Source organism: Janthinobacterium aquaticum (assembly GCF_009208565.1).
In the GTDB taxonomy this organism is placed as follows: domain Bacteria; phylum Pseudomonadota; class Gammaproteobacteria; order Burkholderiales; family Burkholderiaceae_D; genus Janthinobacterium.
This window is the reverse complement of the sequence record NZ_WFLK01000010.1, coordinates 147,643-160,563: the sequence shown is the minus strand read 5'-3', so window position 1 is coordinate 160,563 and position 12,921 is coordinate 147,643. Positions and strand designations below refer to the sequence as shown.

Sequence of the window (12,921 nt, the reverse complement as noted above, 5' to 3'; positions counted from 1 at the left end):
CATGAGTCAATTTTTCCAGATCCACCCTGACAATCCGCAGTTGCGCCTGGTCAAGCAGGCGGCGCAGATCATCCGTTCCGGCGGCGTGGCAGCGATTCCCACCGATTCCTGCTACGCGCTGGTGTGCCAGCTCGACGACAAGGCGGCCGTCGAGCGTCTGCGCCGTATCCGCGGCATCGACGAGAAACATCACCTGACGCTGCTGTGCCGCGATTTGAGCGAGCTGGGCGTATACGCGCGCGTCGACAACCGCCAGTTCCGCCTGCTGAAAGCTGCCACGCCAGGCTCCTACACCTTTATCCTGGAAGCGACCAAGGAAGTGCCGCGCCGCCTCAGTCATCCGTCGCGCAAGACCATTGGCCTGCGCGTGCCCGAGCACCGCATCGTGCAATGCCTGCTGGAAGAACTGGGTCAGCCGCTGCTGGGTACCACGCTGACCCTGCCTGGCGACGAAGACAGCCTGACCGACGCCGACACCATCCGCGAGCGGCTTGAAAAGCTGGTCGACCTGATCATCGATGGCGGTGTCTGCGCGCATGGCCCGAGTACCGTGATCGATTTCAGCGGCAGCGAACCGGAAGTGATCAGGGTCGGGCGCGGCGATCCGGCCGTGCTGGGCCTGTAGCTCGGGCGCCGGCTTTACCTGCCTTTAATGAAGGCATAAGAGAGGGGTCATGGCGGCTCTGGTAAAATCGCCGCCATGAGCGATTTCAACACGATAGTCCAGACCGTTGCGGTCTACCTGATTCCGGTGCTGTTTGCCATCTCCCTGCACGAGGCGGCGCACGGTTATGCCGCCCGTTATTTTGGCGACCCGACCGCTTCCGAGGCCGGCCGGCTGAGCCTCAATCCGATCCGCCATATCGATCCTTTCGGTACGGTCATTCTGCCGCTGCTGCTGTATTTCACCATCCAGGTGCCGTTTGGCTATGCCAAGCCGGTGCCGGTCGATTTTGGCCGCCTGCGCAATCCGAAGAAGCAGATGGCCTGGGTGGCCTTTGCCGGCCCCGGCTCGAATTTTGCGATGGGCCTGGCCTGGATGATCGTGTATGTGCTGCTGATGGTGTTGCCGCCAAGTGAAATCGGCATGTTCATCCGCAAGATGGCTGGCGCCGGTGTCAGCGTCAACGCCGCCATGTTTGTCTTCAACATGATTCCGGTGCCGCCGCTCGACGGCGGACGCATCGTGACCGGCATCCTGCCGATGCACCTGGCGCGTCCGTACGCCAATATCGAACGCTACGGCATGTATGTGTTTGGCGCGCTGGTGCTGCTGATGTACCTGGGCGTACTGAACCGCCCGCTGATCGTCGCCATTGAATTTGTTATCGGCCTTTTCGTCAAGCTGGTTACCCCGCTGACGTATCTGCTGAGTTGAGCTTGAGAAAACCATGAAAATAGCCTCGCATGTGACTGACGAACCGAGTGCGCCGGCCGAGCCGATATCGGGCTGGGTGCGCCGATGGGCGCCGATTATTCCCAGCGGCGAAGTGCTGGACCTGGCTTGCGGCAACGGCCGCCATGCGCGCCATCTGGCCAGCCTCGGCCATCCGGTGCTGGCGCTCGACCACGACCCGGAAATGCTGGAAAAAGCCACCGGCACCAATATCACCACCTCGCTGGTCGACCTGGAGGCCGAAGGCGCCGTCTGGCCGTTTGCCGCCGGCCGTTTTGCCGCCGTGGTGGTGACCAATTACCTGCACCGTCCGCTGGTCGATGCGGTGGTGGCCAGTCTGGCGTCTGATGGCGTGCTGATCTACGAAACCTTTGCCGAAGGCAACGAGCAATTCGGCAGGCCGTCCAATCCCGACTTCCTGCTGCGCGAAGGCGAGACACTGGCCTGGGCGCTGCAGCACGGCCTGCGCGTGGTGGCATATGAAGAGGGGCGGGTGGAGCAGCCCAAGGCCGCGCTGGTGCAAAGAATTTGCGCCGTGCGGCCGGATTTTCCACGGCTGGCGGCGCTGTTGCCAGCGTTTTGAGCGGTCACTCTGCAGTAGAATGCACCACAGGCGCGGGCTATCCGCTACAATCGTTGTTTTATTTATCGGCGCTATAAACTTACTATGATCAAGGGCAGCATTGTAGCAATCGTCACCCCGATGCACGCGGACGGCAGTCTGGACATTCCAGGTCTGCGCAAGCTGATCGACTGGCATATTGCCGAGGGGACGGACAGCATCGTTATCGTGGGCACCACGGGCGAATCGGCAACGGTCAGCGTGGAAGAGCACTGCGAGCTGATCAAGTTGACCGTCGAGCACGCCAACGGCCGCATTCCCGTGATCGCCGGCGCCGGCGGCAACTCTACCGCTGAAGCGATCAAGCTGACGCGCTATGCCAAAGACGCGGGCGCCGATGCAGTCCTGCAAGTGGTGCCTTACTACAACCGTCCTACCCAGGAAGGCATGTACCAGCATTTCAAGGCGATTGCCGAAGCCGTTGATATCCCTGTGATCCTCTACAACGTGCCGGGCCGTACCGTGGCCGACATGAGCAACGAGACCATTGTGCGCCTGGCGTCGGTTCCCAATATCGTGGGCGTGAAAGACGCCACCGGCAACCTCGGTCGCGGTATCGACCTGCTGCGCCTGGTGCCAAGCGACTTTGCCGTTTATTCGGGCGACGATCCGACCGCCATGGCGCTGATGCTGTGCGGCGGTCACGGCAATATTTCGGTCACCGCCAACGTCGCGCCGCGCGCCATGCATGAACTGTGCGTGGCCGCCATGGCCGGCGACCGCGCTACCGCCATTGCCATCAATAACAAGGTCTTTCCGCTGCATCAAAAACTGTTTGTCGAGCCCAATCCGGTGCCCGTCAAATGGGCGCTGGCGGAGATGGGCCTGATGCCCGGCGGCATACGCCTGCCGCTGGTGCCGCTGGCCGACAATTTCCACGCAACCGTACGCGACGCCCTGCGCGAAGCGGGCGTACTGTCCTGAGCCCCGACCAGTCCGGTTGGGACTTTCCCTGATTTCAGCTGCCACTTAGCTTCTTATCCAGTATCGACATGACTAATAGCAAGAAAACTACCCCGGCGCCAGCCACCATCGCCGTGCGCGGCATCGTTATCGGCGCCGTTGCGGCCAGCCTGGCTGGCTGTGGCATGATCAGCTCGGTGGTCGGTGGCGACAAGGTCGACTACAAGTCGGTCAAGAAAGCCTCCGCCCTGGACGTACCGCCGGACCTCACGCAATTGCAGCAGGACAATCGCTACAGCCTGCCTGACGCCAAGAATGGCATTGCCACCGCCTCGGGCTATAACGCGCAGCGCCAGGCAGCGAACGGTGCACAGACCGTCGTCACCGCCGATGGCGTCGTCGGCGTGGTGCCGATCACGGTCGGCTCGATCAAGGTCGAGCGCGCCGGCAACCAGCGCTGGCTGGTGGTCAAGCAGCCGCCTGAAGTGCTGTGGCCGCAGATCAAGCAGTTCTGGGAAGATGCCGGCTTTACGCTGGCAATCGACCAGCCAACGGCTGGCATCATGGAAACGGAGTGGAATGAAAACCGCTCGAAGGTGCCGCAGGACTTCATCCGCAATACCATCGGCAAAGTGTTCGATTCGCTCTATTCGACCGGTGAAAAAGATAAATTCCGCACCCGCGTCGAGCGCGTGGCCGATGGTTCGACTGAAATCTATATCAGTCACCGTGGCGTGGAAGAGGTGGTAACGGGCCGCGACAAGGAAACGACGACCTGGACCGCGCGCCCTAACGATCCTGGTCTGGAAGCGCAATTGCTGGCCAGGCTGATGACGCGCCTGGGCGCTGCCAAGGATGAGGCGCAAGCCAAGACGGCCGTCGACGCCGCCATTGTGCAGCCGCAGCATGCGCAACTCGTTGGTACTGTGGCCACCGCTGGCCGCGGTATCGAAGTGGACGAAGGGTTCGACCGCGCCTGGCGCCGTGTCGGCCTGGCGCTGGACCGCGTTGGCTTCACGGTGGAAGACCGCGATCGTACCCAGGGCACCTATTTCGTGCGCTATGTCGATCCGGACGCGACCAAGCAGGACGGCTTCTTCTCGAAACTGTTCAGCTGGGGTTCTTCGTCCGACAAGGACAAGGAAGCGCAGCGCTATCGCGTGCTGGTCAAGGGCGGCGACGGCAGCACCAGCCTGGTCACCGTGCTCAGCAACGAAGGCCAGCCTGCAACCTCGCCAGTGGCCGAGAAAATCCTGGGTCTGCTCAACGACCAGCTCAAGTAAGCGTTGCATGCAAGGCGCCAGGTTGGCGCCTGCGTCGCAAAAAAAGCCGGCTCTTTTCGAGACCGGCTTTTTTTCGCCTGCCGGCTTTGTATTGCCAGCCTTGTATTGCCGGCTTGCCTGACAAAACGCCAGGCGAAAAAAAACCGGCCCGAAGGCCGGCTCTTATCCTGCGGGGTTGCTAATTACTTAGCAGCCGATGCAGCGTCCGAAGCGGCAGCAGCAGCGTCGGTAGCAGCCGAAGCGGCAGCCGAAGCAGCAGCAGCAGCGTCGGTAGCGGCCGAAGCAGCAGCGTCAGCAGCAGGAGCTGCTGGGGCTTCAGCTGCTGGAGCTGGTGCTGGGGTTTCAACTACTGGTGCTGGAGCAACTGGCTCTTCTTTTTTGCCGCAAGCAGCCAGAGCAACAACCATCAGGGAGGCGATCAGCAGGGATTTTTTCATTTGTTTTTCCTTAATTATTTCAAAAATAAATCAACATTGTTGCGATGAATAATTACCGGTAATTATCGCTCGTTAGGTCGTCTTCGAAGGCTTTTCGTACCAGGTGGTGCCTGCCAGACAACGGAAACTTCCTAACCGAATATTATAGCGATTTTTGGTGCGTCGCAATAGGAGTACAAGCCAAACACGCAACTATTTTGTGATATCGCAATATTTGCCAAAGCAAATTGCAAGCAAGTGTAAGTGTTCTGCGCAAGCGCGTCAAAGCGATATTAAAAACACACTTTTCTTTGCGCTGGCGCAGAACATTCATTTATAGTTTTTATCTAAATACATTTGCTGCAATGCGTTATTTAGGCAATTCGATCCAGCCATCCTGATACCAGGTGTACAACGCTTCCATCACGTCTTCCGAGGCCTGCGCCACGCCTTCGCCGTCGAGCGCGCGCTCATCGGCCAGCGTTTCCAGTGCGGCTTTGTCGGCGCGGCCGACAGCAAACGATTCACCATTGATAAACACGTTCTTGCCGCGGTAGAGCATCAGCGTCTTGCGCGACAGCACGACACCTTTTTTCTGCGCAGCATCGGTAAAGCGGCCTACCGTCAGCGGCTTGGCCAGCGGTGCAAAGAAGACATTGTGCTTGGGTTCGGACAGGTGCTCACCGAGGAAGATAGTGACGTCTTCTTCCGTAAAGCGCACCTTGTTCATTTCTTCAGTAATCACGGAGAGCATCTCGCGTGGAATTTCCGCCGGGCGGTTCGATGCCTTCAGGTCGGGGTCGCTGTACATGCCAGGCAGGTCGATCGAATCGGCCATGAACTGCAGGAACGCTTCGCCCAGTTCCTGGAACGACGGCGAACGGAAACCGATCGAATAGGTCTGGCAGTCGCCGATGGCCACGCCGTCGTGCGCGTAGTGGGGCGGCAGGTACAGCATGTCGCCCGGCTCGAGCGTGAACTCTTCGTCCGGCACGAAGTTGCTGAGGATTTTCAGCGGCAGGCCGTCGATCAGGCTCAGGTCTTTCTGCGCGCCGATGCGCCAGTGGCGCTTGCCCTGGCCTTGCAGCAGGAACACGTCATAGGAGTCGAAATGCGGTCCGACGCCGCCGCCATCGGTGGCAAAGCTGACCATCAGGTCGTCCAGCCGCGCGTCGGGCAGGAAACGGAACTGGCGCAGCAGCGCATCGGCCTCGGCGCTGTGCAGATTGGCGCCTTGCACCAGCAGGCTCCAGTTTTTTTGTTTCAGCGAGGGCAAGTTGTCCAGCGGACCTTGCTGCATCGCCCAGTGGCCGTCGATCTGGCTGACCAGACGCGATTCAACATGGTCGAGCTTGGCCAGTTCGGCCAGTTGCTTGAAGTCCAGCAGCGCCTTGAAGCCAGGCACGGCCTGACGGATCAGCAGGGGTTTTTTATGCCAGTAGTCGCGCAGGAATTGCGCCGGCGTGATGTCGCCCAGGAGAGTTAATTTTTTCATGCGCCCATTATAACAACCGGCAACGCAGGAATGCGCATGCCGCAGGCGGCGTAAAGGTATAATTTAGCAGCTTATACATTGAAAGGAAGCATAATGAAGATTGCCAAAAATACCGTCGTAACCGTCAACTACAAGCTGTCGGACGCGCAGGACAATCTGATCGAAGACGGCCGCCAGCCGATGGTCTACCTGCACGGTGATTATGAAAACACCCTGCCGAAGATCGAAGAAGAACTCGACGGCAAGGAAGTCGGCTACTCGAATACGATCCAGATCGAACCGGACGATGCTTTCGGCGAATACGATCCTGCCCTGGTCAAGGTCGAGCCGCGCAACCGCTTGCCAGAGCCGCTGGAAGTGGGCATGCAGTTCGAAGGCATGCCGGAAAGCGATTCGGGCGACGAAGAAGCCATGATCTTTACCGTCACCGATATCGCTGACGACAAAGTGGTACTGGACGGCAATCATCCGCTGGCCGGCATCGCACTGCGCTTCGAACTGACGGTGGCCGACGTGCGCGCCGCCACCGAAGAAGAAATCGCCCACGGCCACGTGCACGGCGCCCATGGCCACCACCACGGCGACGATGAAGGTGACGAAGGCGACGAAGGCGATCACTTCCGCACCCACCCAATCCATTAATGGATAATGACGCCTGACCCGGTCCTCTGCGGCTGGTTCAGGTGTCGTAACAAAGCGGGGTCAGGTCTTAATGCCGCTAAGTTAAGGAAAACTCCTGGCAAACCAAGTAGGTCGGATTAGCCGCGTAGCGGCGTAATCCGACAATATTAGCTGCCAATTGTCGGATTACGCTACGCTAATCCGACCTACCATCCTCTTAACTTAGCGGCATTAGGGTCAGTTCTGCCATTGCGACACGACCTCATCCGTGGTCGGCATATCGCATTGGTCAATGTCGCTCTGGCTTCTTGTTTATCTTTTCCGTCATTCGGCCAGGTAGGTCGGAGCGTAGTCAGGTGTTCCCCGCGCATGCGGGATGAACCGCTGTGCGCCAGCTCATGCGCAGGCCCCCCCGGCAAAAATAAAACTGGATATCTGTCAAGCCGCGCCTTATTTGCCCTGCAATGCGCCGCGACCATCGCGCGGTTTGACTTCAAACAGCGGGGCTTTGCTGTGGCTAACGCCAATCACGGCCCAGTCATTGCCGATGCTGACATGGCCCAGGTTGGCCTTCCAGCTGATCTGCGCATCGGTGGCCGTGGCTGGCTTGCCTTTGCGGGGTTCCGGCTTGCCGCCCGTGTCGGTGTCGACCAGCAGCACTTTGCCGCCGAATTTCTTGGCCAGCAGCCGGATCTGCTTGCGCGGGCTGGCAAAGCCGTCCTGCTTCGAGCTGAAGCTGGGCAGCAGTGAGCTTTCTTCTTCGTGTTCGATGCCGATGTCGCCATCGGAAAACAGCACGATGCCGTCGAGCTTTTTGCTGTGGGCCATCGCGAACAGGCGCTGTAGCCAGGCGCGGTTGGCTACCAGCCGGTCCTCGAACTCGCTGTTGCGGCCCGCTTCGGGCAGGAAGTGGTTGTTATTGGCGGGCAGGTTGACGGTGGCAAACAGCACGCCGCCGTATTCCCAGTGGGCGTTTTCCGCATAGCTGCGAAACTTGGCCGTCGACGACAGTCGCGTGACGGCCAGCTTGCGCTGGCCCAGGCTCTGGTTGTCGCCAAAATACACGTCGCGCAGGCGGTTCAGGCGCTCGATGGCGTTGACGCGCCCGCGCGAATTGCGGCAGTTCGACCAGTCGCTGGCCGACAGCGAGACGATCAGCGGCGCGCCGGACGCTTCAAACATGTCCTTGCGCTGGCCATACAGCTTGTCGCTGCACGCTTCGCTGGAGGCCTTGATGCCGGTCGCTACCACGAAGGCCGCATGCTGGCCGTTGGCGCCAGCCAGCGCTTTTTTTAGCGGCGCATCATCGGGTCCGGCCTTGAACGAGTGTGCCAGTACGGCAAACTCGAAGCTGGCCGCCGCGACTGCCGCGGGCGCGTGCAGGCAGGCCGCCAGCAGCGACAGGCGCGCGATGCGGCGCAGTAGCGTCATGCGTTGGCCAGCTTCTTCAACTGATACAACTGTTCGAGCGCCTCGCGCGGCGACAGCGCGTCGGGATCCAGTTCGGCCACCGCGTCGAGCAGCGCCTGCTGCGCGTCGCTTAACGCCGGCGGCGCCTGCTCTTCCTCCTGCGCATAGGGATCGGCCACCTGCTGGGCAAACAGGTCGCGCTGCGGCGTAGCGTCGAGTGCCTGCGATTCCAGGCGCGCCAGATGCTTGCGCGCCGCCTTGATCACCGGTTGCGGCACGCCGGCCAGCTGCGCTACCTGCAAGCCGTAGCTTTGCGAAGCCGGGCCGGCCTGTACCGCATGCAGGAACACGATGCTGTCCTTGTGTTCGACCGCCGACAGGTGCACGTTGGCGGCGCTCGGGAAGCTGTCGGGCAGCTGCGTGAGCTCGAAGTAGTGGGTGGCAAACAGCGTGAAGCTGCGGCTTTGCTCGATCAGGTGGCGCGCAATCGCCCATGCCAGCGCCAGGCCGTCGAAGGTCGATGTGCCGCGGCCCACTTCGTCCATCAGCACCAGTGAATGCTCGGTGGCGCCATTCAAAATGGTGGCCGACTCGGTCATCTCCACCATGAAGGTCGAGCGTCCGCCGGCCAGGTCGTCGGTGGCGCCGATACGCGTGAAGATGCGGTCGATCGGGCCAATGGTGGCGCTGGTGGCCGGCACGTAGCTGCCCACGTAGGCCAGCAGGGTAATCAGTGCAACCTGGCGCATGAAGGTCGACTTACCGCCCATGTTCGGACCGGTAATTAACAGCAGGCGGCGTTCGTTGACGAAGCGGCAGTCGTTGGCGATAAAGCGCTCGATCTGCTTTTCCACCACCGGATGGCGGCCTTCGACGATATTGATGCACGGCTCGGCCACCAGCTGCGGCGCGACCCAGTTGTGCTGCTGCGCGTGTTCGGTCAGCGCATTGAGCGTGTCGAGTTGCGCCATGCCTTGCGCGATGGTCTGCAGCGTGCCGATATGCGGTGCCAGGTCGGCCAGCAACAGGTCGTACAGCAGCTTTTCGCGCACCAGCGCTTTATCCTGCGCCGACAGCGCCTTGTCTTCGAACACCTTCAGTTCCGGCGTGATGTAGCGCTCGGCGTTTTTCAGCGTCTGGCGGCGGCGGTAGTCTTCCGGCACCTTGTCGGTCTGGCCGTGCGTGACTTCAATATAGAAGCCGTGCACGCGGTTGTACTCGACGCGCAGGTTGGCAATGCCGGTGCGGGCGCGTTCGCGCGTTTCCAGGTCGACCAGGAACTGGCCGGCGTTTTCCGACAGCGCGCGCAGCTCATCGAGTTCAGCGTCAAAGCCGCGTGCAAACACGCCGCCGTCGCGCACCATCGCGGCCGGCTCCTGCGCCACGGCGCGCACCAGCAGATCCAGGCAGGCTTCGGGCGTCGCCAGTGCGGTATGGATGGCCGCCAGCAGGCCGTCCTCGCCACCGAGGCCCTGGCCGTAGCAGCGGTTCAATTGTTCGCGCAGCAGCGGCAGTTGCAGCAGGCCGTCGCGCAGGGCGGCCAGGTCGCGCGGACGCGCCGACAGCAGCGCGATGCGGGTGGTAATGCGCTCGATATCTGGCACCTGTGCCAGCGTGGCCGCCAGCGGGCCGGATGCTTCCTTGCGCGCCAGCAGGGCAATGGCTTCGTGACGCGCACGCGCCACGTCCTGGTCGCGCCGCGCATGGTGCAGCCAGTGGCGCAGCATGCGCGAACCCATGGCGGTGCGGCAATGGTCGAGCAGCGAAAACAGCGTGGGCGACTCCTGGCCGCGGATGGTTTCGGTCAGTTCCAGGTTGCGCCGGGTAGCCGCATCCAGACCGACGAATTCGGTTTCACTTTCGGTGCTGAGCGAGCGCACGTGCTGCAGCCCGCGTCCCTGGGTCGACTGCGCATAGCGCAGCAGCGCGCCGGCCGCGCCAAAGGCCGCACCCAGGCCGTCGGCGCCAAAGCCGGTCAGCGTGACTACGCCCAGTTGGTCGAGCAGCGCCTTGTGGCCGCTGACGGCATCAAAATGCCAGTCCGGTACGCGGTTAACGTGGCACGGTGCATGTTCATCAAACAGGTCGCCGGTGTCGCCACTGAGAATCTCGGCCGGCACGATGCGTTCGAGTTCCTGCTGCAGGCGCGCGTCGGCGGTGCTGCTGTCGCTGGAAAACTCCATCAGCTTCAACGCGCCGCTGGCCAGCGACAGCCACGCCAGGCCGGTCGTAACCGTCTTGCGCTGCGTGACGCGGCACAGCGCAAGAAGAGGGCGCTCGGCTTTTTCCGGCAGCAGGTCGGCGTCCGTCAGCGTGCCGGGCGTGACCACCCGCATCACCTTGCGCTCGACCGGCCCCTTGCTGGTCGCCGGGTCGCCGATCTGCTCGCAGATGGCCACCGACTCGCCCAGCTTGACCAGCTTGGCCAGGTAGCCGTCGAGCGAATGGAAGGGCACGCCGCACATCTTGATCGGATTGCCATTGCTGGCGCCGCGCGCCGTCAGCGTAATGCCCAAGAGGCGCGCGGCTTTTTCGGCATCGTCAAAAAACAGTTCGTAAAAGTCGCCCATGCGGTAGAAAACCAGCATCGTCGGATGGTTGTCCTTGATGCTCATATATTGTTGCATCATGGGCGTGAGCTTGCTTCGGGTGATACTGGCAAGCTCTTGATTTGACTGCATATTCATGGGTAAGTCTTTGTATTGTCCGGTTGTTCTTGCGCGCGATCGCTGGTGCTTTCCGGATGAGCGGGCACACGACTCGCAGTTGGCCCACACTTTACCATTACCGACTGTTCAGGTCTGCCAATTGCTGCGGCAAACTGGGCGTTAGCATGAATTTATTGTCATAAAAACCCTTTTTCGCGCCGTTCGCATTACAGTACAGCCCATTGGTCTACGCTTGAAGGAGTTTTCATGGAATATGTCACACTGAATAACGGCGTGCAGATGCCTTTGCTGGGCTTTGGCGTCTACCAGATTACCGATGCAGCCGAATGCGAGCGCAGCGTGATCGACGCCATCGACCGGCTATACCCTGTTTGACACGGCCGCCGTCTACCTGACCTGATCGCCTTAACGAGGTGCCGCCCGATTTGTTCCAGAACGCGGTGCTGGCAGGCATTGCTGCGCGCCATAACAAATCGGTTGCGCAAGTAGTGCTGCGCTGGCTGGTGCAGCGCCAGGTGGTGTCGCTGGCCAAGACCACGCGGCGCGAGCGCATGGCTGAAAATATCGCGGTGCTCGACTTCAGCCTCGAGACGGCAGACATGGCCGCCATCGCTGCTCTGGAAACGGGCGCCAGCAGTTTCTTCTCGCACCGCGATCCGGCTGCCGTGCGCCAGATCAGCCAGTACCGCGTCGATATCTGAGCGCCGACGCTGGTCAGCCCAGCGCTTTTTGCCGCGCCGCCAGCGCCGCGCCGATAAACAGCGCGATGGCCGATGCAATCAGGCCGCGCTCAAGCCCGGCCGGGCCGTCCGAAATCCAGCCGACGATGGTCGGCCCGACAATCTGGCCCAGCGCAAAGACGGTGGTAAAGGCCGTGATGCCGGCGGTCCAGGCGCTGGGCGGCAGGTTGTGCCGCACCATGGCGGTGGTCGAGGCCACTGCCGACAGGAACACGGCGCCAAACACCAGGCCGGAGATAAACGCCAGCGGCGCCGACGCGCTCAAAGCCGGCACAATGGTCGCTGCGCCCAGCAGCGCATTCAATATCGCCAGCGCCTGGCCGCCCTTGTACTTGTCGAGCAGGCGCGCCCAGATGCGCGAAGAGGCCACCACCGCCAGTCCCAGCAGCGTATAGAACACGGTCACCATGGCGCCGCTCATGCCCTGCTGGCGCAGCAGGGCGATCACGAAAGTCATGTAGCCGATATAGCCGACGCCGAACATGAAGTAGCCGGCCAGGCCAAATGCAAAATCCTTGAGCGCAAAGCGCTGCGGCGCCCCGGCATGGGGCGCGGCCTCGCCGATGGCGCGCGCCGGCCGGGCCATGACCAGGGCCGCCAGCAGGCAGGCTGCGCCCAGTACGGCCCAGGCCCACTGCCAGGCATGCGCCGCGCCATACGCCTGCGCCCAGGCCAGCGTGGCTGGCACCAGCAGCGCCGACAGCGCGATGCCAAAGCCGGTGCCGCCGTAATACAGGCCGATAAAGAGGCCGGCGCGCGTGCCTTGCTGCGAGCCCAGACGCGCCGCCAGCACGCCGCCGGCGATAAACAGCAGCGCACTGGCCATGCCGGCACACACGCGCTGGGCGTACAGGGCAGTGGTGGCGGTCAGCACGCTGGCGGCCAGCATAAGCAGGCCCGACAGCACGGCGGCCAAAACCAGCATGCGCCACACGCCAAAGCGGCGCATCAGCAGCGGCGTGGCCAGCGCGCCGAGAAAATAGCCGAAGGCATTCCAGGTATTCATGGCGCCGGCCAGCAGGTAGGACCAGCCCAGGTCGGCGCGCATGGTCGGCAGCAGCAGGCCGTAGGAAAAGCGCGACAGGCCCAGCGCGATGGCCGCGCCCAGTGACAAAGCCAGGGCGATGGCCACGGGATGCCTCAGGGTAGGGACTTGAGAAGTGGCGATAGGGCCTCCGCTATCTGGCGCTGGTTGACATTGTGTGTGCTGATTGTCGCAGCTTTGCCGCGTGGCGGCCAAGCAGTTACAGCGTTCGCCAGTGCTGAGAAATAGACGGATAACAACAGTTTTTGATTGCTTTTAAATAAGGAAAATTACCTTGGGATAATTTTGGGGTAAGATGAACCTCAGCGCATCCCCGCGTTG

At 61.7% G+C, this 12,921-nt stretch carries 11 protein-coding genes and 1 pseudogene; 7 read left to right on the top strand and 5 right to left on the bottom strand.

Annotated elements, in window-relative coordinates:
* The first annotated feature begins 1 nt into the window (after position 1).
* From GCM43_RS16685 to bamC, 5 genes are all read left to right on the top strand, one after another.
* A complete protein-coding gene (locus GCM43_RS16685; protein WP_152246267.1) occupies positions 2 to 625 on the top strand; it encodes an L-threonylcarbamoyladenylate synthase in 624 nt (207 codons plus the stop codon).
* Between the two features lie 75 nt (positions 626 to 700).
* A complete protein-coding gene (locus GCM43_RS16680) occupies positions 701 to 1,378 on the top strand; it encodes a site-2 protease family protein (RefSeq protein WP_152246265.1) in 678 nt (225 codons plus the stop codon).
* A 13-nt stretch (positions 1,379 to 1,391) separates the two neighbouring features.
* Positions 1,392 to 1,979: a class I SAM-dependent methyltransferase gene (locus tag GCM43_RS16675; RefSeq protein WP_152246263.1), complete on the top strand. Its 588-nt coding sequence runs from the start codon at positions 1,392 to 1,394 to the stop codon at positions 1,977 to 1,979.
* Between the two features lie 84 nt (positions 1,980 to 2,063).
* Positions 2,064 to 2,942 carry a 4-hydroxy-tetrahydrodipicolinate synthase gene (dapA, locus tag GCM43_RS16670; RefSeq protein WP_152246261.1) on the top strand — a complete coding sequence of 293 codons (879 nt, stop codon included), beginning with the start codon at positions 2,064 to 2,066 and terminating at the stop codon, positions 2,940 to 2,942.
* Positions 2,943 to 3,010: 68 nt separating this feature from the next.
* The gene (gene bamC, locus GCM43_RS16665) at positions 3,011 to 4,204 is read left to right on the top strand and encodes an outer membrane protein assembly factor BamC (RefSeq protein WP_152246259.1); all 1,194 of its coding nucleotides are present in this window, start codon (positions 3,011 to 3,013) and stop codon (positions 4,202 to 4,204) included.
* Between the two features lie 182 nt (positions 4,205 to 4,386).
* Here the strand turns inward: bamC and GCM43_RS16660 are convergent, their stop codons facing one another.
* Entirely contained in the window at positions 4,387 to 4,641 is a 255-nt protein-coding gene (locus GCM43_RS16660; protein ID WP_152246257.1) for a hypothetical protein, read from the bottom strand.
* Between the two features lie 349 nt (positions 4,642 to 4,990).
* Entirely contained in the window at positions 4,991 to 6,115 is a 1,125-nt protein-coding gene (locus tag GCM43_RS16655) for a cupin domain-containing protein (RefSeq protein WP_152246255.1), read from the bottom strand.
* Positions 6,116 to 6,208: 93 nt separating this feature from the next.
* Between GCM43_RS16655 and GCM43_RS16650 the strand changes: the two genes are divergently transcribed.
* The gene (locus GCM43_RS16650) at positions 6,209 to 6,757 is read left to right on the top strand and encodes an FKBP-type peptidyl-prolyl cis-trans isomerase (RefSeq protein ID WP_152246253.1); all 549 of its coding nucleotides are present in this window, start codon (positions 6,209 to 6,211) and stop codon (positions 6,755 to 6,757) included.
* Positions 6,758 to 7,186: 429 nt separating this feature from the next.
* On the opposite strand, the gene GCM43_RS16645 is transcribed toward GCM43_RS16650, so the two are convergent.
* Positions 7,187 to 8,167 (bottom strand): hypothetical protein, encoded by a 981-nt coding sequence (locus GCM43_RS16645; protein WP_152246251.1) that lies wholly within the window; start codon positions 8,165 to 8,167, stop codon positions 7,187 to 7,189.
* On the bottom strand, positions 8,164 to 10,827 hold the full coding sequence (gene mutS, locus GCM43_RS16640) for a DNA mismatch repair protein MutS (protein WP_152246403.1): 2,664 nt from the start codon (positions 10,825 to 10,827) through the stop codon (positions 8,164 to 8,166). Before mutS ends, GCM43_RS16645 begins: the two co-directional genes overlap by 4 nt.
* A gap of 234 nt (positions 10,828 to 11,061) precedes the next feature.
* Between mutS and GCM43_RS16635 the strand changes: the two are divergent.
* A pseudogene (locus GCM43_RS16635) lies at positions 11,062 to 11,516 on the top strand (aldo/keto reductase).
* A 13-nt stretch (positions 11,517 to 11,529) separates the two neighbouring features.
* Here the strand turns inward: GCM43_RS16635 and GCM43_RS16630 are convergent.
* Positions 11,530 to 12,687, bottom strand: a complete 1,158-nt coding sequence (locus tag GCM43_RS16630) for a YbfB/YjiJ family MFS transporter (RefSeq protein WP_226929522.1) — start codon at positions 12,685 to 12,687, stop codon at positions 11,530 to 11,532.
* Positions 12,688 to 12,921: the final 234 nt, after the last annotated feature.